The following is a 23,142-nucleotide window of genomic DNA, read 5'->3' as shown; positions in this document are numbered from 1 at the left end:
AATGGAAAAAAACGTATTGATTATAGGCGGGGGTATCGTAGGACTCTGTTCGGCCTACTTTTTACATAAAGAAGGACATCAGGTTACAATTTTGGACAAATCGGATATTACTTCCGGAGCCTCCTTTGTCAACGCCGGGTATATTACCCCCAGTCATATAATTCCCCTGGCCTCACCAGGAATGATTTCCAAAGGTATCAAATGGATGTTCAGTCCAACCAGTCCATTTTATATGAAACCGCGGTGGGATATGGACTTTTTTAGATGGTCATGGTATTTTCATAAATCATCTACCAAGGAAAAAGTAGCCCACGCTATTCCCTTGATCAAGGAAATAAATCTAATGAGTAGGGAGCTTTTCACAGCTATTAAAAATACTGGGGATTTAGGCGATTTCCAATTGGAAAGAAAGGGCTTGTTAATGTTGTATAAAACCGAAGAGGAAGGGGAGCATGAATTGGCGGTCGCTGAAAAGGCTTCCTTTTTAGGCCTGGAAGTTAGCTCCTTGGATAAGAAAGCACTAAACAGACTGCAGCCCAACCTTAACATGGATGTTAAAGGAGCGATTCATTATGAGTGTGATGGACACACCACTCCAACAGAGTTCATGGAAAAAATGCTGAATTATCTGAAGCGAAGTGGTGTGATTATCAAGACTAAGGAAGAGGTTACGGATTTATTGATAGATAATAACCGAATAAGCAAAGTTACCACCGATAAGGCTGAGTATTCTGTTGATGAAATTGTTTTGGCGGCCGGCTCTTGGAGCGAAAAATTATCCAAAAAAATGAACCTGAAACTTCCTGTGCAGGCTGGTAAAGGATATAGTATAAACGTAGCGCGCCCAACCGGGATTACCATTCCTGCCATTTTAATGGAGGCCAAAGTAGCCGTGACACCCATGAAAGAATATACCCGGTTTGCAGGAACCATGGAATTTTCCGGAATCAATGATATTATTAAAAAACAACGCGTTCAGGCTATTGCCAAAGCTGTCACCCAGTTTTATCCAGACATCAAAATTAATGATGGGGAAATTGGCCTTGCCAAAAGCGGTCTACGCCCAGTTTCTCCGGATGGCCTGCCCTACATTGGAAAATGCAGTTCCCTGAAAAATTTAACCATTGCCACCGGACATGCCATGATGGGCTGGAGTCTTGGACCGGTGACCGGACAATTGGTCTCGGAAATAATTTCTGACAAGAAAACATCTATGGACATAAACGGATTTTCCCCAAATAGACAATTCTAGAATTTAACTCCAGATATTTAGGATTCGGCATAACATATCCGACACTATTTTTTATCCCCATTAATTCGCTTATGTCCCATAATGGTACCATTGGTATTTACAACATTTCTAGTCAAATGATATTCGACCATATCCCATCAACCATCGCCGTTTATCCTTTTAGGACTATGTAGTGTAAAACCCCTAGCAGCCAACTTTTTAAAAGATAGTGAGTTGATTAGTGATCGTGACCACCGGACTCGCCCATCAAATTAAATCCGCCCTTAACTATTATCTGGTCATTATCCTTCAATTCTCCCAAATCGGTAATGGCAATGTATCCATTATAGCTATCTCCAGTTTTAACCGTTCTAGATTCAAAAATACGTCCGTCGTTCCCCTCCGAAACCAAGGTTAGAACATACTGACTGTCATCCAAGGTAAGAACACTCTCAACGGGCAAGGCTGTAATATTCTTATTCTCGGTAATAATAGCAGCTTCTACGAACATACCCACAGCAAAATTGTGGTTTTCATCATCATGCAAATGACCGTGCACCTTAATCGTTCTACTATCGGCATCAATAGAGGTGCCTACCAAATAGACCTCAGCTTCGTAAAATTCCTCGGAGGCCTCCGAAATCCTAAAACGTATTTTCTGATCCTTTTTTATTTTCATAATATCCTTTTCAAACACGGATAATTCCAAATGAATATGGTCCGTATTTAAAATCTCCATAATTTCATCCGAAGGGGAAACATACATGCCTTTACTAACATTAACTTGGGTAATGCTGCCATCTATGGGAGCAAAAATGGTTGTTTCCGATACCAGTATCCCCTTTTCAACATTTTCGGGAGAGATATTTAACATATTAAGTTTTTGACGCAAACCATTATTGCTCGCAAGATTACGTTTGTATTCGCTTTCTGCTTTTAGAAAATTCTTTTGAGAGGTTATCTGCTCCGCTACCAAACTTTTTTGTCGCTCATATTCGGATTTAAGAAAATTAAGTTGTTCAAAACTTTCCAGATACTCTTGTTGAATTTGAACAAATTCAGGACTTTCCAAGGTAAGCAAGGGTTGCCCTTTTTTTACTTTATTACCAATCAAAAGCGGAGTTCTTTTTATATACCCTCCAAAAAAGGCACTTACTATTGCCTTGTTTTGAGGCGGAACATCTATGGTTCCCGCAACCTCTACCACCACAGGGAAATTTTGTTGACTAAGTCTCCCCAATTCCATGTTCTCGCCTTCAAATTGGGCTTTGGTAAGGGTTATCGTTTTTGCCTTATCAGCACCTTCCGCAGCATTATCATGGGTATTATTTTTGTTGCTTGAATCCCCACAGGCCATAACATTGAACAAAAGGATTGATATAAGGGAAATATATAGTATACGTGACATAGTTTTTACTTTATAGGTTTATGTAATTAATTGCAATGACCGTTTGATTATAGGCATTTAGATTCTCCAAATAGGTTAGGGTAATATTGTAGCCGTTTTCCATACTTTGGATATATTGAAAAAAGTCTATTTCCCCACTCTGATAACTTAGTGTCGCCGTTTTTATAATTTCGTCGGCAAGACCTTGACCTTCAGTCTCATAATAAGACAATACCTCTTGATACTTTTTCAACAGGCCCGTAAGTGATTCGTATTTGGCCCTTAGTTGTATTTGATAATCCTGTGCTTCGGCCTGGGAAATATCCTTGGCTATCTTGGCCGCCTTTATCTTAGAAGCATTTCCACAAAAAAATAGGGGGATTTTAATACCCAATTGAAAACCTTGAAGGTTTTCGCCCAAAGTGGAATTGGTACCCTGGAAATAATTGAAGTTAAGATCTGGTAATAAATGCTGTTGTTCAAGATTACTTTTAGCATCGAACATTTTTATTCTGTTTTCAAAATATGACATGCCAACATTTTCTTCAATATTAATATCCATTAATCGAAGTTTTTCCATTGGCAAGGTTTTAACCAATAATGTAGAATCTGGTTGCACCGTCTTAATTAGTTGCTGATAGGCCAGGTTGGCATCTTCAATGGCTTTTATGTATAATGTCCGAAGCTCCCTTTGCTTGGCCTGGGCCGTTATTTTCTCCAAATAATTACTTTCACCCAGCTCAAACCTTCGTTGTGCAGAATATGAAAACCGCTCATACAACTCATTCAATTCACTATAGGTCTTTTCCTTTTGCCTGGCATATTGGAGCTCATGATAATTGGATGCCAATTCCTGTTCCAGCATTTGCTTCTTTAGCTCATAGTTGCTGTTTTCTATGAGATAATTGGCCTTATTAACAGCCTTTCCGGCAAAATATACGGTTGGAAAAAGGAAATTCTGCTGAACCCCGAATACCTCCAAAGGTTTGTCGTTAAAAGCTATATTATTTTGATCATAATGATAATAGACCTCTGTCTTGTCAAAATTAAATGCACTCCCTATCAACACCTTGGATTCATCCACTCTTAAGCTCGATGCTTTAAGTCCGGAATTACCCTTTAATGCCATAGTTCGTATTTCGTCAAAATTAAGTCCTTCTTCCTGTGCCTGAACCGAAGTGGCACACACAGTAAACAGAATTACGAAACCTAGTATCTTTGAACTGCTTTTGGATTTTACCCCCTCTGGTCTATCTTTTGAATGAAATATGGAGTAGAGGATAGGCAGTACCACTAAAGTCAATATGGTGGCGGTAATAAGCCCTCCAATAACCACGGTAGCAAGCGGTCTTTGTACCTCTGCCCCAACATTGGTGGAAATAGCCATTGGAAGGAAACCAAGTGCCGCAGCGGATGCAGTAAGTAAAACCGCCCTCAACCTGTCCTTGGAACCTTGGATAATTAACTCATCTGAATCTTCCATTCCCTGGTGTTTTAGTTCTTTAAAATGTTCTATCAATACAATCCCGTTAAGGACAGCAATACCGAAAAGGGCTATAAAGCCAACCCCCGCAGAGATACTAAATGGCATGTCCCGGGCAAACAACAAGAGTATACCACCTACGGCAGCAAGCGGAATTGCAGAATAAATAATAAGGGCCTCCCTAATAGAATGAAATGCAAAATAGAGCATAATTAAAATAAGGATCAATGCCACTGGGACGGCAATTTTTAATCGGTCCTTGGCACTTTGTAAATTTTCGAACTGCCCCCCATAGGTAATGGTGTAACCCGTAGGTAGTCTTATATTTGTTTCAATGAGCTTTTGAACATCATCAACTACTGATTGAAGGTCTCTGTTACGCACATTGATGCCCACTACGATCCTGCGTTTGGTGTCATCCCTCGAGATTTTTGCAGCCCCGGTAGTGTAGGATATTTGGGCCAACTCCCCTAAAGGAATTTTGCCGGAAGTAGGGGTGTCTACATACAAATTTTTTAAATTAGTGATGTCTTGCCTACTATTTTGGTCCAACCTTAAAGTAAGGTCAAATCGCTTTTCCCCTTCAAATACACTCCCTAAGTTGGTTCCTGCAAACCCCATGGAAATAAGGCTGTTAAGGTCGGCTATATTTAGACCATATCTTGCAATTTTTACCCTGTCAAACTTAACGTTCATTTGCGGAAGGCCTGCAATTTTCTCGACCGTTATATCGGCAGCACCATCTACATTCTTGATCAAGTTTCTAATTTCATTTCCTTTTTTATTTAGGATTTCCAAGTCGTCACCGAAAATTTTAATGGCAATATCCGCACGGACCCCGGTAATAAGCTCATTAAAACGCATTTCTATGGGCTGGGTAAATTCTACCTCCATCCCCGGGATTACCGACAAGGCTTCCTTAAATTTATCGGCCAATTCATCCTTGCTTTCTGCCGAAACCCATTCTTTTTTAGATTTTAGGATGATAATAACATCACTTTCTTCCATAGACATAGGGTCCGTGGGCACTTCGGCGGCTCCAATTCTGGTAACAACCTGTTTAACCTCTGGAAAATTATCCAATAAAATCCTTTCAATCCTTGTGGTTATTTCAATAGTTTTACCCAATGATGTACCTGTTTTAAGAACGGGTTGTATAACAAAATCGCCTTCATCCAAAGTAGGAACAAATTCCCCTCCCATAGTAGTAAACAAATAAATGGAGCTCCCTAAAAGCAAGATGGCAATGGCCAAAACTATTTTTTTCTTTTTTAATGCCCATCGAATAATGGGATCATAGGACCTACTAAGAAAATCCATTAGACGAACCGAAATATTTTTTGGGGATAAGGTAGATGGTTTTATAAAAAGCGTCGCTGCCACCGGAACATAAGTAAAACATAATATCATGGCGCCTATCAAAGCAAAACTAAAGGTAAGCGCCATGGGCTTGAACATTTTACCCTCAACACCACTTAGAGATAAAATTGGGATAAATACGATTAGAATAATTAACTGCCCAAAGATGGCCGAGTTCATCATTTTGGAAGCTCCACTGAAGGTGATTTTATCTTTCAGTACTTGTTGTTCTTTCGCCCCCAGCAATTGCAAAGCCCCCCTTTTAGCGGTAATTTGAAAAGCAATATATTCCACTATTATAACGGCTCCATCGATTATAATACCAAAATCTATGGCCCCTAGACTCATTAGGTTCGCGTCTACCCCGAATATATACATTAAGGAGAGGGCAAATAACAAACAAAGTGGAATTACGGAAGCCACCACCAGACCCGAGCGAAGATTTCCAAGCAGTAAAACCACCACAAAAATAACGATCAAACAGCCTAAAATTAAGTTCTCGGCAACAGTAAAGGTGGTTTTGGATATAAGCTCGCTGCGTTCCAAAAACCCATTGATAAAAACACCTTCGGGCAAGGTCTTGGAAATGGCATCAACGCGTTCATGGATGGCCTCTATAACTTTTTTGGAATTGGCATCCTTCAACATCATTACTTGGCCAAGAACTTTTTCTCCTTCACCATTGCCTGTTATGGCCCCAAAACGGGTTGCGCTGCCAAAGCCCACCTTGGCCACATCCTTAATATAAATAGGAAGATTGTTGGTTGTTTTAACCACGATGTTTTCAACATCCTGAAGTGAAGAAATAAGCCCTTCGCCCCGAATAAAGTATGCCTGATTTACCTTTTCGATATAACCACCGCCCGAAACGCTGTTGTTCTTTTCCAAGGCAGTAAAAATTTCGGCCGTGGTAATATTCATGGCATGTAGCTTTTGAGTACTTATGGCCACCTCATATTGCTTTAAATAGCCCCCCCAAGTATTAACCTCCACAACACCCGGAATTCCGGAAAGCTGTCTTTTGACCACCCAGTCTTGAATGGTACGCAGGTCCATAGCAGAGTATTTATCCTTATATCCCGGTTTTGCATCCAAAATATATTGATAAATTTCTCCAAGACCAGTTGTAATGGGCCCCATTTTGGGGGTGCCGAACCCTTCGGGGATTTTTTCGGAAGCGGATATTAATTTTTCGGCAATTAACTGTCTAGGTAAATAGTTCCCCATTTTGTCCTCAAAGACTATGGTAACCACCGAAAGTCCAAATTTTGAGACCGAACGAATCTCAACCACCCCGGGCAAATTGGCCATTTCAAGCTCAACGGGATAGGTTATAAATTGCTCCATATCCTGAGTAGACAAATTTTGCGATGTGGTAATTACCTGAACTTGATTATTGGTAACGTCCGGAACGGCACCGATAGGTATTTGGGTTAAAGAAAATAGTCCAAAACCTATAATAAAAAGTGTGAACAAAAGAACAATTAATTTATTCCTTACACTGAATTGTATAATATTGGATAACATAATTCATAGATAAAAAGATGGCAAGCTATGGCAAAACAGCTTGTTTAATAATGATTTGTATCAGTAATGAATTATGCTGCCTTGGGCGGCTGGAAGATATCGGAATTTTGTATTGGGTAATATGACTCCTGATAAAAGAAGTTTGAGGCGGTATCTGTTACCTGCGTGGATTTAGGCATCCCAAAATCAACCACATTCAGCACGAAGGCTGATGTAAAATGGGAACAGGTTTGATGACTGAAAGGCAATTCTTCATGGTCCTCGTGCTCTTCCCTATGTTCTATATCGTGTTGCTTTTTGAGCTCCCCATAATGTTTGGAAATGAAAACCAATAAATTATCGCCGTACTTCTGCTTGTGGAATTGGGCGTGAGTCAAAAAATCATCCAACTGGGCAACGTCTACCATATCCAAGTTAAAACTTTGGATCAAAAGCAAAAGCGAAAGTGTTATGGAAAAAAATTTGCTCATCTGTATTGTAAAGATAAAAAGAATTCTCCTTTAATCATACCTTACCTCCTTAGGCTTTTCTACTGGTTGAAAAGGGACAACACATAAAGTAAATACTTTGGCCGTTATAGCCATTCTAGAACATACTAAATCAATATAAAAGGAATTTCACCACACTTTTTAATGTTTAGAAATATTAATACCATCCATGTAGATTGCTATTCTATCACCACCAAGGCTTCGATCAATGCCTCCTTTTTATGCCTACTTAGAGGAATAACCTGTCCATTTATTTCAACCGTAGAACCATTGAAATTTTCTATTTTCTCAAGATTTACAGTATAGGATTTATGAATTCTAAGAAATTTATTCTGAGGCAACTGTTTTGCAAACGCCTTCATGGTGGAGAGAATCAATGTTTTTTTCTCATTAGTTATGATTTTCACATAATCACCATAAGCCTCGATCCACATTATCTCATTTAAAAACAATTTGGTCTTCTTAAGGTTGCTATTTACATAAATATACTCCAACTCAACCTCTTCTGCATTTTGAAGATCAAATTTATTGATTGCTTTTTTAATTGAAAGATCAAACCGGTTCTTATCCACAGGTTTCTGTAAATAGTCCGTTACATCGTAGTCGAATGCCTTCATTGCGTAATTTGGGTTGCCGGAAATAAGGATTACCTGTGGTTTGTGCTCCAGGGATTCCAACAAATCGAAACCATTGAACCCAGGCATTTCAATATCCAGAAAAATTAAATCTATGATATTACTCCCAATGTCATTTTTAGCGTCCAAACCATTGTCAAATTCATTTATTAGCTCAAGTTTGGAATGTTCTTTTATAATTTTGGCGACCGCACGTCTTTGTAGCGTGGAGTCATCTATTAAAATACATTTTAACTTAGTGTTTTTCATGGTCAGAAATTAAATTAACCACCATATACCATTAAAGTGGACCCATGCCGAATAAGAAGGGTCAGTCCATATTATCCTGCTCCCCTTAAGAAACAAGACAAACAATAACTTTAATGCCCATGGTTAGTGTTTGGCATTTTATAAGAAACAAATATACAGCATGTTATAATAAAAATAAACCTAAATGATTATAAATTATACATACTGCAAATCTGGATTTAAAAATCAATATCCACTATCCTATTAAGTCTTTTTATTAACCTTAATGATACGTTACATTAGAATTCCAAGGGCATTACCCAATTTATCATAAACCTAAACACCGTGAGGGAAACGACTTTTAGGTTTTAGAGACTGCCAGCGTTTTATTTTAATTCATAGTGTAAAAAAAAATAAAATGAATTACATATTCGACCCAAAATATTGAGGTAAGTTGACTTATTAGATGTGATAATTTTCGATTATCTTTATAATGGAGCATCATAAATTATATAAAAGCACATCATAATTATTTTTAATATCCAGAAATGAAAATAAATCAATTTTGGCTAAATCTTCCTGTCAGAGACCTAGAGAAATCTAAAATGTTTTTTAAGAGTATTGGATTTACACCCAATCCAGTTCATACGGCAGCTACGCATTTAGGTAGTTTTTTAATTGGTGAAAACAAATTTGTGATGATGCTCTTCCCTGAAACCGTGTTTAAAGGTTTTACAGGGAATGAAATATCCAATACCTCAAAAGGAACAGAAGTACTTTTAAATATAGATGCGCAAAGTAGGATGGATGTGGGTATGATGGCTGATCTGGTTCGCAAAGCCGGGGGGAAAATTTATGCGGAACCAAGGGAACCCGAAGGATGGATGTACGTCTGTGGATTTGAAGACTTGGATGGCCACCGCTGGTGTATGCTGCATATGGATATGAAAAATATGCCTATGCCCGAACCATAATGTAGTGAACCGTAGTTTATGCTGAACTATGAAAAATAAAATATTTAGTATAATTATCCACGCCCCATGCGAAAGGGTTTGGGAAATATTATGGAGCAATAGGACCTACCCTAAATGGACATCAATTTTTAGCGAAGGTTCACGGGTAGAAACAGATTGGAAGGAGGGAAGCACTGCACTTTTTCTCAACGCAGAAAACAATGGGATGGTTTCCCGCATTGTCGCCAATAAACCTTATTCCTTTATGTCAATTGAACACTTGGGATATGTTACCAATGGAGTGGAAGACAAAAGTAAAAGTGCACTAGAATGGAAAGGTGCCATGGAAAATTACACCCTCATCCAAATAGAAGAAAAAACAAACTTGATTGTAGAGATGGACATTACCGACGAATATCTGGAGTATTTTTCCAAAACTTGGCCCAAGGCATTGGAAAAAGTAAAAAAGCTGGCAGAAGAACATTGACTAAAAAAATTAATAAAATCTAAAATCATGAAAGTAGATCCTTATTTAAATTTTGATGGAAATGCCGAAGAAGCATTTGTTTTCTATAAATCCGTTTTCGGAGGTGAATTTTCGGCCAATATGAAAATGTCGGAAGCCCCAGGCGGTGAGGAACTTTCCCAAGAAGATAAAAATCGCACCATGCACATTGCGCTTCCAATTGGTAACGACACTCTTTTAATGGCTTCGGATATAATACCTTCAGCCGGACACGTATTACAACCGGGCAGCCAAACTTATATCATGTTGACTGCAGATAGCAGAAAAGAAGCAGATCGTCTATTCAATGGTCTTTCCAAAGAAGGAGATATTGAGATGAAAATGGCCGACATGTTTTGGGGCGATTATTTTGGCAGTTTCATTGATAGGTTTGGAATTCGCTGGATGATCAATTTTCATTTAAATCAGGCAAAGTGAGCCTCTAGGTAATCGATTTTAATTTTAAAGTTATTAATTAAATAAGTTTATTGAATTAATTGATTTTTAAATAATTATGTTTTAAAAATATGCGTAAATAAATTTTTATGACAGGCATAAAACCCAATAGATTAATAAATGACGCAACAACATATATTGCTCATTTCCCTCAAGAGGTTCAAGGGATTTTGGAAGAACTTAGAAGGACAATAAAAAAAGCTGCTCCCGAGGCAGAAGAGGTGATCAGCTATAATATGCCAGCTTACAAATACCGTGGAATGTTAGTGTATTTTGCCGCCTATAAAAACCATATCGGATTCTATGCTACACCCACAGGGCACAAAGAATTTGAAAAAGATTTGGCGCCGTTTAAGCGAGGGAAGGGCTCGGTCCAATTTCCATTGGACAAACCATTGCCACTTCCCTTAATCACTAAAATTGTGAAATTCAAGGTACAGGAGAATTTAAAAAAATCATTGAATAGTCAAGACCAAAGAAAGCAATCTACATAAATTTTGGAACGGAACGATCGAAAGCTTTACCCAAGGGACAATTGTAGTCACTCCATAAAATACTAATATTAATTTTACCGGCTTTCGCTATGGTTGTAATCGCACAACCCTAAAGAGAGAAGATACAATACCACATAACTTCAAAAGACCTGACATACAGCTTTAAAAAGCCTATATTTTTGAATACGATAGGCATATCGCAAAAGATATCGCCCAATTTGGTCAGTTCACCCTACAAAGAGAAAATATAATGCGGACAAGGCCCGCCAATACCTCTACCGGAGCCTTGATACCCCTAGATCAACATATAACAGATTTCAGTATAGGTATAGGGAAGCCAATAGACCGGGACCAAGACCACTCTTACAATAAGTTGTTTGGTGTTTTTTTTTGAGTTATTCCCAATAACAGCAACTCTACCGTTTATTACTTGGAAAATGGCGGAACTACCCTTTTAATAAGCGGCGGTTTTTATGTGTTTGGAAAATTATCCAATAATCATAAGCTCTTAATACAGCAAATGAATTGCGGAAGTATTAATATCTGTTGGGGCAATTACCCAAACCATAAAAAGGATTGCGGGAAGACAAAACCCCAACAGGGCAATGGAGACCGGCCACCCAGGGGGCCATACGACTCCTTTTCCCAGTTTTAAGGCATACTAACCAATACCCTCAATATGACGCCATGCCGTCCGGACATGTTGCTACCTTAATGAGGGCCATAACCGCTATAACTACAAGCTATCCGGAAATAAGATGGATCAAGCCCGTTGACCATTCCTTGATAGGAATTATGGCAATTGAAATGATAAGTAGTAAAATATATTGGATCTCAGATTACCCCTTGGCCATTTTAATAGGCTATGCCATTGGAAAAAATGCGGCGAGAAGACGAATCGTTAAAAAAATAATGCCGAGGCCCTAGGGGAATTACACAAGTCAAGCATTCAAACCGATTTCAACTTCAACATGAATTCCCAATTTACCAAAATTGGAATTACTTTTAATTTTTAAAAAATAACTCCATCAACTAAGCTACACCATAGCAATGTTTAATTTTTCCTTTTGTTATGACCTTATAAAGACTAATTTTGACATATGATGAAAAACTACTTGCCCATAATTCTTTTTTGTATTTCCAATATTCTGGGGTTTACCTCTCCAGCAAAAATGCTTGCCCAAGAAATAAAGGTTTTTACAGTACAGGATTTTGATTTAAATGGTCCGGTTAAATCTTGTTTGGTCGCTACCGATTACGGAAAGGAAGAGTACGACTTCAACGAAGAGGGGTTCTTGACCAAAGCGGTTACCCGCTATAGCGACACAGATTATGACATAACACAGTACAAACTAAGCGGAAGTGAGCTATTGGAAAAACGGGTGGAGAATTATAGGGATGGGATTTTTGTAAAAAACACTTCAATTGCCAATTTTTATGAATTGGATACAACCGAAGGCAAAAAGATTACAGAGAAAATAATTTCATATAATAAAGAATTTCTAGACCAATATGAATATGTTTACGGGGAAGTTGGAAAAATCTCCACTATAAAACGTACCAATGACAGTGGCATAGATGAAACTGCTATAAAATATGAGATTTACAAAGGGGAGTTTACCGAGACTTACTACTTGAACGATATTATTTTCAAATCTATACGGACTTCAAAAGTAAAAGGAAAAGATAATGCTGTTGGAAAATTGATCCTAACCAAGGAATTTCTGGACGGCCAACCTCAGACAGCACTGGAACAAACTTACAATAGCAACAATAAGCTGGTCTTAGAAAAAAAGTTTACCTATAATTTAAGTCAAAAAACGTTCGTTCCAACCGAAAGCTCCACCTACACTTACAACACCCAAGGCATGCTCACCTCATTAAAAAATATACATGGTAAATCCATAAAGGTCCAAGAGTATATTTATCAATATGACAGCCATGAATCGGGCAATTGGATCAAGCAAATCATTACCCCGGACAACACCTACAAAACAAGAAGAATTAAATACTACCAAACAGAAACCTCAAAAGAGGATAAGTCATAATTCCTTGAACAAAAAAAAAGATCTTTTAGCAATTCATAAAGGACATTACAACTCCACCTAAAATTTCCATTCGATTAAACTAAAACTTTAAATAAATCGCATTAACATGCTTTATTTTAAGAAGCTGTACTTGACTTTAACACGTATATTTAAAAAGAAGTCAAGAATTCCATATATCCAGGGACTTACTATTCCTTGGAAACAGAAGGTTTATTCTTGTTCATCCTAATGTTCAAAAACTCCACGAAAAGTGAAAATGCTATAGCAAAATAAAGATAACCTTTAGGAATGGCACCAACTTCATTACCAAAGAATTTAGCGTGACTTAAATGCGCAGCTTCCATAATAAGCATAAACCCAATAAGGATCAAAAAAGAAAGCGCCAATACCTGCATGGAAGGATGCTTGCTAATAAACAACCGTATGGGATTGGCAAAAACCATCATAATGATGATGGAAATCACTACAGCAATGATCATAAGCAACAACGCATCTCCTGGCTTATTCCCTATACCATTGGTCATACCAACCGCAGTAAGAATGGAATCTATGGAAAATATAAAATCGATTAGAATAATCTGAACAATTGCATTCGAAAAGCTTGTAACCCCCTTGGCCTTGACCTGACTTTCATCATGGTCCGGCATTTCAATTTTTTCATGAATTTCCGAGGTACTCTTATACAACAGAAAGAGCCCTCCAAAAAACAATATTAAAGCTTGCCCACTTACACCCAAATAGACCCAAGAGGATTCTACATAGAAAAACGGATTTTTAAGCCCAATTAAGAAAGAAACAGCAAAAAGTAACAGTATCCTTTGTACCATCGCCAAAAGCAGTCCTAAATTGGTTGCCTTAGCCTGCAGTTTTTTAGGTAATTTATTAGCAATAATGGAGATGAAAATAATATTATCTATCCCTAGAACAATCTCCAAGAAAGTTAGCGTAAGCAAGGCTACCCATGCATCCGGAGTCGATAAGATTTCAAACATAGCTACTCAATTTTAATTGCGGTTCCCCTAGATTTTTTAGTACTACCAACAACGTTATATTCAAATGTATAGGAATTATTGGTTGTTGACAAAATCTTCATGTGAATGGATTTCTCCTCAGCCATGCTCTTTGGATGGAGCTTTTTAACGATATACTCGCAATCATTTATCCACCTTACCGACGAGGTATCTACCTTTCCCCGGAAATAATCCAACTCAACAGTATCATTCCTAACAAAGGTCGTGGTAAGATTTTCTCCTGAAATCTCCGTCGTAAAGGAGAATTTTCCATTTTTAAAATCGCTGCAATTTCTTTCTGGCCCATAACAGGAACACACACCAAACAAGAGAACGGCCAAGCCGATGGTCATATTTTTAATCATAACACAAAATAAAGAAATTTGAGACTGAAATCATCTAAAAAATCAATAATTCAAATTCATATTTCAGAATAAGATTTAAAGCTTCCGTCGGAATAAAATATAATAATCTTATCTATGGTTTTAGCCCGGGAGGGAGGGTCGTCCAAAACCTGACTCTTAACAACCTTAGCTATCGGGGTTTCCGCAGGAGGAGCAGCCTTAACTTTTTTGGGAAAAACACCTTCACCATACAACAGCCAATACAGATCAACATCCGGAAATGCCGCGACCACCTTAAGAACGAATTCCAAACTTGGCTTATTTCTGCCGGCCAAAAGATGGGATATACCAGATCGCTGTACACCAATCGTATCCGCAAAAACCGATGCGGATATATCGTGGAACCCCATAATTTGATCTAACCTCTTTATTAGTTCCGAAGTGTTCACTGTTGTAATTATTTAAATACAAAAGTAATCATTCCATATTCATTTTTCTATACCAAAATATAAAAATCAAATATCATTTATTAATTTATAACTTTAACTAAGGTATTTTATATATTTGATATGCAAAGATATATAACTCAACTATAGTCGATTCAAATCTTCCGCCCTTAACATCATCCACAACCTGCACAACCAATAACACTGCTCTCATATGTTGTTTACATTTATAAACAGATTAATTTACATCTGTAAATTATTTTGAACCTACCTTTGCAATGTTTAAACAAAACCAGAGTAGTACGCATGCAATTAAATTATGATGAAATAAAAGAGGAATCCGTAAAAGGAAGATACATTACAAATAATGACATTGATCCATTTATAAATTCAATCTCCAAAGATTATAAGGTCCAAACCGAGGGAACATCAGTGGAGGGTAGGGCCATTAAAAGCATTACTTTAGGCGAAGGGGAACTTAGAATTTTGATGTGGTCCCAAATGCACGGTAACGAATCCACCACGACTAAAGCGGTCATGGATTTAATGAACTTTCTAAAATCCAATTCAAGTCGGGCAAAGTCGATACTTAACACTTGTACCATAAAAATTGTGCCTATTTTAAATCCGGATGGTGCCATGGCCTATACCAGGGTTAATGCCAATGGCGTGGATTTAAATCGGGACGCCCAGGAGCGGACCCAACCGGAGAGCATTGTATTAAGAAGGATATACGAGGATTTTAAACCGGATTACTGTTTCAATTTACACGATCAGCGCACTATTTTCAATGTAGGAAACACTTCCAAACCTGCCACTGTTTCTTTTTTGGCCCCTGCACATGACCCGGAAAGAACTATATCCAAAACTAGGGGAATAAGTATGCAGATAATTGTTGCCATGAACGAGGAATTACAAAAGTATATTCCTGGCCAGGTGGGGAGATATGATGATGGATTTAATAGCAATTGTGTGGGAGATACTTTTCAAATGTTGAATATTCCCACCATATTATTCGAATCAGGTCATTTTCCCGAAGACTATGAACGTGAAAATACAAGGAAGTATATTTTTATCGCCATGCTTAAGGCTATCGAAATAATTTCCAACAAAACGATCCACCAATACAAATTGGATTCCTACTTTGATATTCCGGACAACAACAAATTATATTATGACATCCTGATTCAGAATGTTCAAATTCTTAATACCAAACATAATTCAGGCTATAGTGCAGGTATATTGTTCGTGGAAACACTTGTAGATAATAATATTGAATTCAAGATGAAATTGGAAGAAATTGGAGTTTTACAAGGCAAGTTCGGTCATAAAACATATAATTGCCTTGATCCTAATGACTTAAACGCAATAAAAAATCAACCTGACCTAGCAAATATATTGGACTAAAATGGACTATTTTTTCAAAAAATCTAAAATAGTTACGGTTTTCATAAAAAAATGACATATTAATTACATTTAATTCGATAATTTTCTATTTTTGCATTTAAATTAAACACTAATGGGTAAAGTAAAATTAGACGAAATAGACCATCAAATTCTGGACATGTTAATTGACAATACCAGAACACCATTTACCGATATTGCTAAAAAGCTTTTAATTTCTGCGGGAACAGTCCATGTTCGTGTAAAGAAAATGGAAGAAGCTGGCATTATTAAAGGGTCATCACTTACATTGGACTATGTTAAACTTGGGTATGCCTTTATAGCTTATGTAGGCATATTTTTGGAAAAGACTCATCAGACCAAATTTGTATTGGAAAGATTAAATCAGATTCCTAATGTTACCGTGGCTCATATAACAACAGGGAAATTTAATATCTTCTGTAAAATTCGTGCCAGAGATACCAATCACGCCAAAAACATAATTTTTAAAATTGATGATATTGATGGCATAGACAGGACAGAGACCATGATTTCTTTGGAGGAGAGCATAAATGACAAAAAACGTCTTATGCACACGATCTTCAATGAAATGTAATTGATCATTAAAGACAAAAAATGTTAAAGATCCCAAGCAGTTTTTGTTTGGGATTTTTTGTTTTTTATCTATGAACAATAACTCCCAAGAAAAACATTAGCCTTAATGATCCAAAAAATATAGACATATGAGAAAATCCAGTCTACCACAGGAAGCCTACAATCAGTTTTATGGGACTTATCTTTCCGTATTGGACGATAGCGAATTAAACGATCTTTTGGCATTGGGTAAAACTAATTTCATTCAGTTTCTTGAAAGTATTCCTGATGAAAAATTAAATAGTACATACACCTTGGGTAAATGGACCATTGCTGAGGTAATTGTACATATTATTGATGCCGAGCGTGTATTTCAATACAGGGCTCTACGTTTTTTGCGGGGGGACAACACCCCTTTGCCCGGTTTTGACCAGGACCATTATGTTAAATACTCCAAAGCAAAAACTAGGAGCAAGGAAAGTTTGATTACCGAATTTAAAGCGGTTAGGGAAGCGTCCATTAGCCTGTTCCTTAATTTGGACAATGAAGATCTTACTCGAACCGGCATCGCAAGCAATATAGAATGGACGGTTGCTACACTGGGATTTGTAATCTGCGGCCACCAAAAGCACCATCAACAGATAATTGCCAACAGATATCTACAGCCTTAGTCCAGTTGTGATTCTTCCTCCTCTTGGTTAAATTCCAATTCCGGTTCACCTGAAGGGGAAACAAATTCTACCGACTCTGGTTGACCCTCCAATTCCTTTTCCATATTATCCTCGAAATTGGAAATAAAATTGGCCAGGCTTTTACTTATTTTCACCAAATAAATACAATCCTGGGTTTTTACCTCCACAGCCTCAATAATTTCGCCATGGATATTTTTGAACATAATAATATCTTCATCACCGTAGCCATCAGGATACATCTCTATTAAGCAGGAAGCCACTTCATGACTTAGTTTTTTGTAATCAACAAGTTTCCGTAACATAGTCTGGTTTTTTACCCTAATAAAAATCAGGAGGGTTATTTATATTACCTAAACTATATAAAATTGAGAATCAATCTGTTAAAGAGTTGTAAAAAGGATGTTTTTAGTAGGTGTAACTCTTATTCGGCGTAGTAAGCAAAAGATTGTTCCAGTAATTCCGGGGCTACTTTTATATCAATTGCCGGTTCTCCAATATTTTTCAACAAAACAAAATTGATATTACCATGTGAATTTTTCTTGTCAAATTTCAACAAGCCTAGGATGGCATCAATATCCTTCTGTTCAAAAGATATTTTTTTATACCTCTCCAGAAAGGTAGTCTTGATATCTTCCAGCGCATTTTTACTCAGACCCGTTAATTTAAATGAAAGATATCCCTCCAGAATCATTCCAATGGCAATAGCCTCTCCATGCAAAAGCAGTTCGTGTTCTTCACTTTCCAAAAAATAGGATTCTACCGCATGACCAAGGGTATGCCCATAGTTTAATATTTTTCTAAGATGCTGCTCAGTGGGGTCCTGCTGCACAACTTCATTTTTAATGGACACTGATGTTAGAATATACTCATCCAAATTCTCAAAACTTGTATTGCCTTTTAAAGTTTCCCAATAACTGGCATTACTAATAAGACCGTGTTTAAGCATTTCAGCATAACCACTATTCAATTGCCGTTGGTCCAAGGTATCCAAATAGTTGGTATCCACAACCACTATCTGTGGTTGATTAATAACCCCGACCTGATTCTTTAAAGGCCCCAGGTCAACGCCGGTTTTCCCTCCAACAGAGGCATCAACCATGGACAATAGGGTAGTGGGGACGTTAATAAAATCTATCCCCCTTTTAAAACAGGATGCCACAAAGCCCCCAAGGTCTGTAACCACACCACCGCCAAGGTTGATCATAGCACTTTTTCGGTCCGCATCCAATTCTGACAGAACTTCCCAAACCTGAGTACAGGTTGCTATATTTTTATTAATCTCACCTTCTTCTATTTCAATAATTTCAAAATCGTATTCGCCTTCAATTTTCGACATAAAAATAGGCAGACAACAATTATGGGTATTTTCATCAACCAAAATAAACATTTTGGAATAATTGGCTTTGGACAAATGATTGTTCAAGGCCTCATAAGCCTTTTCATTAAAATGTACTGCGTAAGTAGGTGTCGTAATAGATTTCATTATTGATCAATTTATGGCAAAATAAACACTATTTTATATGATAAGAATATAAAATCTGTACTTATATTTGAATCCTTAATAAATTCATATAAATGAAGGATATTTTTGAGGATACTGCAACGGCATTTGCCCTTAAAACCGACTCAGAATTAGAAAGGGCCTATTTTTTATTCAAATTAATCGCAAACGAACCCCTCGTTAAAATTGGTACTGCAGTGACCAACTTTGCCATAAAAGCCCATTTACCAGTAGAAAAACTTATCCGGGCCAGTGTTTTTGATCATTTCTGCGGAGGAGTCACCGAGGAAGAATGTTTGGTGGTCGCCGACAAAATGTTTGAAAAGGGGGTAAGTACCATTTTGGATTATTCGGTTGAAGGGCAAGAGGTTGAGAATCAATTGGATTCCTGCTATGAAAAGGCCTTGAAAACCCTGGATTTTGTTAAGGAGAATCCTGCAATACCCTTCATTGTATTTAAACCTACCGGATTTGGACGATTTAAACTTTACCAGAAGATTATGGAAGGTAAGGACCTGACCAATGACGAAAAAGCAGAGTGGCAACGCGTGGTGAATAGATATGACAAAGTTTGCAAAAAGGCACACGACTTGGAAGTATCTATTTTAATCGATGCTGAAGAAAGTTGGATGCAAGGTCCTGCGGATGATTTGGCCGAAGAAATGATGAGGAAATACAACCAGAAGAAAGCCATAGTCTTTAATACCTTACAAACGTACAGATGGGACCGACTGGACTATTTAAAAAGGCTCCATAAAGATGCTGTAAAAAACAATTATTGCATTGGACTAAAAGTGGTGCGGGGAGCCTATATGGAAAAAGAAAATGATAGGGCCGAGGAAAAAGGCTATCCATCACCGATATGTCCGTCAAAAAAAGCTACCGACGAAAATTTTGACAAGGTTGTTGCCTACATGATAGATAATTTGGACACCATTTCACTTTTTGCAGGAACACATAACGAATTGAGCAGCTACCGCATAATGGAACAGATGAAAGCTAAGAATATTAGGCACAACGATCCTCGGATTTGGTTTGGACAACTTTATGGCATGAGTGACCATATCTCTTTCAATTTGGCAAAAGAAGCTTATAACGTGGCTAAATACCTGCCATTTGGACCTGTTAAGGATGTAATGCCCTATTTAATACGTAGGGCAGAGGAGAACACTTCAGTTGCAGGACAGACCAGCCGGGAGCTTACCCTCTTAAAAAAAGAAAGAAAGAGAAGAAGGATCTAATAGGAGATACTCTCTATAATGGCCTTCTCCGAACAATTTTTCACTTTTAAGGTGGCTTCCTTATCTTTCACCAATCCTTCAATAAAATAAGTTTTACAGGGACCTGCCTTAGTTTCACTATTGCCAAAGTCAACTTCTCCGTTATGTAAAAAATAGTTAATATCGGTAGTGTCCAATTCTTTATTCATTAAAAGGGAACTTATTCCATCTGCATAGGTAATTTGCTTCGATCTAATATCCTTGAGTGTCCTACAATTGGGAAAATAACAGAATTCCGTTCCGGTTTCCTCAGATTTTTTCTTCAAAAAAATAGTTAAAAAAACCAAGCCGATAGATAATCCAAAAAGAAAAAAGCCCAAACGCTTTAAAAATGCCATAAATTAAAAAATAAGAAAATTAATATCGCTGTAGGAAAGGTCGAACCACTCCCCAACGGATTTATTGGTCAAAATACCGTGGTATAAATAGAGCCCGTTACGGAGGCCCTTATCAAATCGCAAGGCATTTTCAAATCCCCCGTCTTCACCAATTTTCAATAAATAAGGGGTGAAAATATTACTTATGGAAATAGAGGCTGTTTTTGGGTATCTGGAAGGAATATTGGGCACCCCATAATGGAGTACTCCATTTTTAATCTTAATAGGTTTGTCATGGGTAGTGATCTCACTTGATTCAAAACATCCGCCCATATCAATACTAACATCAATAATTACCGCCCCTTTTTTCATCTGCTCCACCATGGTAGTAGATACCACCACTGGGGAACGATCTTTGCCCCTGGTAGCGCCAATGGCCACATCGCAACGTTTTAACGCTTTCAATAAATTTTTGGGCTGAATGGTAGACGTGTAGACGGTTTGTCTTAGATTGGTCTGGATACTCCGTAATTTAGTAATCGAATTGTCAAAAACCTTTACATTGGCACCTAGGCCGATTGCCGATCTTGCTGCAAACTCCCCCACAGTACCAGCGCCTATAATAACTACCTCTACAGGGGGTACCCCACTAATATTTCCAAACATAAGGCCATTACCTTTATTGGTGGCCGCCATTATCTCGGAAGCGATCAATACTGAAGAAATTCCTGCAATTTCACTCAACGACCGCACAGCGGGATATTTTCCATCGTCGTCCCTAATATATTCAAAAGCAATTGCGGTAATTCTCTTTTTAGCCAATTCCTCAAAATACTTCTTGCTTTGGATTTTGATCTGCAGGGCAGATATGATAGTAGATTGTGGATTTATCATTTGAACCTCCTGTAATGTGGGGGGTTCTACCTTCAAAATTATAGGACAGGCAAAAACTTTCTTGGTATCCCTGGTGATTTCAGCTCCGGCTTTGGTATACTCCAAATCTGAATAATTGGCGCCATCACCTGCTCCAGATTCTATTAGAATCCTATGTCCATTGGCCGTTATAGCATTTACAGCATCCGGGGTAAGACAAATTCGTTTTTCCTGATATTGATTTTCCCTTGGAATACCTATAAAAAGCTCTCCTTTTTGTCTTAGGATTTCTAAAGTTTCTTCTTGAGGCAGTAATTGCTGCTTGCTAAACGGTGAGGAATGTTGACTCATAGGCTGTAAATCTGTCTGATGTATTCCGATAGTTATCGAAACTACCCAAAGTCAAAATTACGATATTTTTTCTTTTACCAATTCTTCTTTTTGAAGGCTCTCCTTTTCCTTAACCTCTTTTTCCTTATACGCTTTCAATTCCCGGTCCATAGCCTCCAAATCAATACCAAGAACATGCTTGTCAAACAACTTTAAACGAATTAAGTACACAAAAGGTATGATCACTGTCATTATAGGTAGCAACCAAAATATTTCGACCTCATCTATAAACCGATCTTCGTAAATTAAAGAAACAACCTGAAAGACGTACATGGCTATAGGAATTAACAACACGTGATACCACCAGTGCTTACAGGTAAAAAACCATAATACCAAGAGCACTAAAGGCACAAATTTGGCCATAAACAGCCACATGACGGTAATTATACTTAACTGATAATTACTTTCATAAGTATAAAAATAAAGGTCCAAGGTACTTCCGGAAGGAAAAAACTTGTAAGAATAAAATATTAAGGGGGTCAAGGCAATGAAAACCGCCACAATACTTGCAATGAGAAGACTTCTCGACTTCTTTGTTTTGTTGCTTTGGTCGAGTTTGCGGAACGCTTTGAACATATTGGTCAAGTGGGTAATTGTTTTACTCCTATTATAACAAAAAAAATGGGCTTCTAGTATATAGAAGCCCACTAAAATATGAAAAGTATGCCTTAACCGTTCTTAGGCACTTTTACCTTCAAAATGTCTATACCATTCGCCGGTACCTTAATTTTTAATATATCAATATTTTGCTCATATAACGAATCGTCTTCAGCAGTGCTGTTAGGGCTACAGGAAAAACTTACTAATGAAATACATGTTGCAAAAGCAAAGCCAAGGAAAAATTTTTTAATGTTCATGGTTTTTAGGATTAAAGTTCGATAAAGGGTTAAACGTTTAACAAAAATATACAAAAAAACCACGCAGTATGCATTACACCGATCAAATGTTGCATTTTAACAGAATATCAAAGCGGTTCATAGATTTTTCAATTTTTCCCAGCGCGACCTACCTTAGTGTGGGTAAAAAAAATCTATGTAATTTAGAGGATGTAACGCTAATAAATTTTGTAGAAAGTGTGCACTATAAAATAGTCAGCCGCCTTGTTTTTTCATCCAAAATTTCAATTTTGATATCAGTTCTTGTCTCTGGCAGTAGTCCTTTTATTTTTTCGGGCCATTCCATGAAAATCCAAGTATCGGCACTTAAATAGTCTTCCAACCCAAGGTCCCATGCTTCGGATTCATCTTCCAATCGGTAAAAATCGAAATGATAACCCAGGAGATCCCCGTTTTCTTTATGATACTCGTTTACAATACCAAAAGTAGGACTGCTGGTAGAACCACTGCCTTCCAATTCCTTAACCAAGGCCTTAATTAAGGTAGTTTTACCTGCGCCCATCTCTCCATAAAAGCAGAGTATTTTTGAAGGTACACTGACTATCAACTGCTTTGCAATATCCGGTATTTGTGAAATTGTGTAGGGAATAATCATCTTAAAAATTTAAATTATTCGCAATTT

25 protein-coding genes are annotated in these 23,142 nt (G+C 37.5%); 11 read left to right on the top strand and 14 right to left on the bottom strand.

Annotated features, from left to right (window positions below):
- Position 1: 1 nt before the first annotated feature.
- Positions 2-1,252 (top strand): FAD-dependent oxidoreductase, encoded by a 1,251-nt coding sequence (locus MWU78_RS09725; RefSeq protein ID WP_246997361.1) that lies wholly within the window; start codon positions 2-4, stop codon positions 1,250-1,252.
- Between the two features lie 217 nt (positions 1,253-1,469).
- Here MWU78_RS09725 and MWU78_RS09720 read toward each other — a convergent pair whose 3' ends face one another.
- The 4 genes from MWU78_RS09720 to MWU78_RS09705 form a co-directional block, all read right to left on the bottom strand.
- A complete protein-coding gene (locus tag MWU78_RS09720) occupies positions 1,470-2,639 on the bottom strand; it encodes an efflux RND transporter periplasmic adaptor subunit (protein WP_246997359.1) in 1,170 nt (389 codons plus the stop codon).
- Positions 2,640-2,649: 10 nt separating this feature from the next.
- Positions 2,650-6,987 carry a CusA/CzcA family heavy metal efflux RND transporter gene (locus MWU78_RS09715; RefSeq protein WP_246997357.1) on the bottom strand — a complete coding sequence of 1,446 codons (4,338 nt, stop codon included), beginning with the start codon at positions 6,985-6,987 and terminating at the stop codon, positions 2,650-2,652.
- A 71-nt stretch (positions 6,988-7,058) separates the two neighbouring features.
- Entirely contained in the window at positions 7,059-7,457 is a 399-nt protein-coding gene (locus MWU78_RS09710; RefSeq protein ID WP_246997355.1) for a hypothetical protein, read from the bottom strand.
- 197 nt (positions 7,458-7,654) lie between these two features.
- Positions 7,655-8,359, bottom strand: a complete 705-nt coding sequence (locus MWU78_RS09705) for a LytTR family DNA-binding domain-containing protein (protein ID WP_246997353.1) — start codon at positions 8,357-8,359, stop codon at positions 7,655-7,657.
- A 527-nt stretch (positions 8,360-8,886) separates the two neighbouring features.
- Here MWU78_RS09705 and MWU78_RS09700 point away from each other — a divergent pair.
- From MWU78_RS09700 to MWU78_RS09675, 6 genes are all read left to right on the top strand, one after another.
- On the top strand, positions 8,887-9,312 hold the full coding sequence (locus MWU78_RS09700; protein WP_246997351.1) for an extradiol dioxygenase: 426 nt from the start codon (positions 8,887-8,889) through the stop codon (positions 9,310-9,312).
- A 28-nt stretch (positions 9,313-9,340) separates the two neighbouring features.
- Complete coding sequence (locus MWU78_RS09695; RefSeq protein WP_246997350.1) at positions 9,341-9,778, top strand: SRPBCC domain-containing protein; 438 nt, start codon at positions 9,341-9,343, stop codon at positions 9,776-9,778.
- Positions 9,779-9,805: 27 nt separating this feature from the next.
- Positions 9,806-10,234, top strand: coding sequence for a VOC family protein (locus MWU78_RS09690; RefSeq protein WP_246997348.1), 429 nt, complete (start codon positions 9,806-9,808; stop codon positions 10,232-10,234).
- Between the two features lie 107 nt (positions 10,235-10,341).
- Positions 10,342-10,746 (top strand): DUF1801 domain-containing protein, encoded by a 405-nt coding sequence (locus MWU78_RS09685; RefSeq protein ID WP_246997346.1) that lies wholly within the window; start codon positions 10,342-10,344, stop codon positions 10,744-10,746.
- 576 nt (positions 10,747-11,322) lie between these two features.
- Positions 11,323-11,673, top strand: a complete 351-nt coding sequence (locus MWU78_RS09680; protein WP_246997344.1) for a phosphatase PAP2 family protein — start codon at positions 11,323-11,325, stop codon at positions 11,671-11,673.
- A 173-nt stretch (positions 11,674-11,846) separates the two neighbouring features.
- Positions 11,847-12,794 carry a hypothetical protein gene (locus tag MWU78_RS09675; RefSeq protein ID WP_246997342.1) on the top strand — a complete coding sequence of 316 codons (948 nt, stop codon included), beginning with the start codon at positions 11,847-11,849 and terminating at the stop codon, positions 12,792-12,794.
- A 188-nt stretch (positions 12,795-12,982) separates the two neighbouring features.
- Here MWU78_RS09675 and MWU78_RS09670 read toward each other — a convergent pair whose 3' ends face one another.
- Genes MWU78_RS09670 through MWU78_RS09660 form a run of 3 tightly spaced genes read right to left on the bottom strand, consistent with a single transcriptional unit; the run spans position 12,983 to position 14,597 of the window.
- The gene (locus tag MWU78_RS09670) at positions 12,983-13,786 is read right to left on the bottom strand and encodes a TerC family protein (protein WP_246997340.1); all 804 of its coding nucleotides are present in this window, start codon (positions 13,784-13,786) and stop codon (positions 12,983-12,985) included.
- Positions 13,787-13,788: 2 nt separating this feature from the next.
- Positions 13,789-14,169, bottom strand: coding sequence for a DNA topoisomerase IV (locus MWU78_RS09665; protein ID WP_246997338.1), 381 nt, complete (start codon positions 14,167-14,169; stop codon positions 13,789-13,791).
- 56 nt (positions 14,170-14,225) lie between these two features.
- Positions 14,226-14,597, bottom strand: a complete 372-nt coding sequence (locus tag MWU78_RS09660; RefSeq protein ID WP_246997336.1) for a helix-turn-helix transcriptional regulator — start codon at positions 14,595-14,597, stop codon at positions 14,226-14,228.
- Between the two features lie 303 nt (positions 14,598-14,900).
- On the opposite strand from MWU78_RS09660, the gene MWU78_RS09655 reads away from it, so the two are divergent.
- The 3 genes from MWU78_RS09655 (at position 14,901) to MWU78_RS09645 (ending at position 17,242) form a co-directional block, all read left to right on the top strand.
- Positions 14,901-16,001, top strand: coding sequence for a M14 metallopeptidase family protein (locus MWU78_RS09655; RefSeq protein WP_246997334.1), 1,101 nt, complete (start codon positions 14,901-14,903; stop codon positions 15,999-16,001).
- Between the two features lie 112 nt (positions 16,002-16,113).
- Positions 16,114-16,593, top strand: coding sequence for a winged helix-turn-helix transcriptional regulator (locus tag MWU78_RS09650; protein WP_187583751.1), 480 nt, complete (start codon positions 16,114-16,116; stop codon positions 16,591-16,593).
- Between the two features lie 127 nt (positions 16,594-16,720).
- Entirely contained in the window at positions 16,721-17,242 is a 522-nt protein-coding gene (locus tag MWU78_RS09645) for a DinB family protein (RefSeq protein ID WP_246997332.1), read from the top strand.
- On the opposite strand, the gene MWU78_RS09640 is transcribed toward MWU78_RS09645, so the two are convergent.
- Positions 17,239-17,565 carry a hypothetical protein gene (locus MWU78_RS09640; protein WP_246997330.1) on the bottom strand — a complete coding sequence of 109 codons (327 nt, stop codon included), beginning with the start codon at positions 17,563-17,565 and terminating at the stop codon, positions 17,239-17,241. The genes MWU78_RS09645 and MWU78_RS09640 overlap by 4 nt on opposite strands.
- A 119-nt stretch (positions 17,566-17,684) precedes the next feature.
- Positions 17,685-18,746, bottom strand: a complete 1,062-nt coding sequence (aroB, locus tag MWU78_RS09635; RefSeq protein ID WP_246997328.1) for a 3-dehydroquinate synthase — start codon at positions 18,744-18,746, stop codon at positions 17,685-17,687.
- A gap of 92 nt (positions 18,747-18,838) precedes the next feature.
- Here aroB and MWU78_RS09630 point away from each other — a divergent pair, with 92 nt between their 5' ends.
- Positions 18,839-20,005, top strand: coding sequence for a proline dehydrogenase family protein (locus MWU78_RS09630; protein WP_246997326.1), 1,167 nt, complete (start codon positions 18,839-18,841; stop codon positions 20,003-20,005).
- Here the strand turns inward: MWU78_RS09630 and MWU78_RS09625 are convergent.
- From MWU78_RS09625 to tsaE, 5 genes are all read right to left on the bottom strand, one after another.
- On the bottom strand, positions 20,002-20,310 hold the full coding sequence (locus MWU78_RS09625; RefSeq protein ID WP_246997323.1) for a DUF4258 domain-containing protein: 309 nt from the start codon (positions 20,308-20,310) through the stop codon (positions 20,002-20,004). The genes MWU78_RS09630 and MWU78_RS09625 overlap by 4 nt on opposite strands.
- A gap of 75 nt (positions 20,311-20,385) precedes the next feature.
- Positions 20,386-21,585: an alanine dehydrogenase gene (locus MWU78_RS09620; RefSeq protein WP_246997321.1), complete on the bottom strand. Its 1,200-nt coding sequence runs from the start codon at positions 21,583-21,585 to the stop codon at positions 20,386-20,388.
- A 57-nt stretch (positions 21,586-21,642) separates the two neighbouring features.
- Positions 21,643-22,200 carry a hypothetical protein gene (locus tag MWU78_RS09615; protein WP_246997319.1) on the bottom strand — a complete coding sequence of 186 codons (558 nt, stop codon included), beginning with the start codon at positions 22,198-22,200 and terminating at the stop codon, positions 21,643-21,645.
- A 92-nt stretch (positions 22,201-22,292) separates the two neighbouring features.
- Positions 22,293-22,481 carry a hypothetical protein gene (locus MWU78_RS09610; RefSeq protein WP_246997317.1) on the bottom strand — a complete coding sequence of 63 codons (189 nt, stop codon included), beginning with the start codon at positions 22,479-22,481 and terminating at the stop codon, positions 22,293-22,295.
- Positions 22,482-22,704: 223 nt separating this feature from the next.
- A complete protein-coding gene (tsaE, locus tag MWU78_RS09605) occupies positions 22,705-23,115 on the bottom strand; it encodes a tRNA (adenosine(37)-N6)-threonylcarbamoyltransferase complex ATPase subunit type 1 TsaE (protein ID WP_246997315.1) in 411 nt (136 codons plus the stop codon).
- Positions 23,116-23,142: the final 27 nt, after the last annotated feature.

The sequence above is a fragment of the Arenibacter sp. F26102 genome, assembly GCF_023015865.1.
In the GTDB taxonomy this organism is placed as follows: Bacteria; Bacteroidota; Bacteroidia; order Flavobacteriales; family Flavobacteriaceae; genus Arenibacter.
The sequence above is the reverse complement of the archived record's forward strand: the minus strand, read 5'-3'. Positions and strand labels throughout refer to the sequence as shown.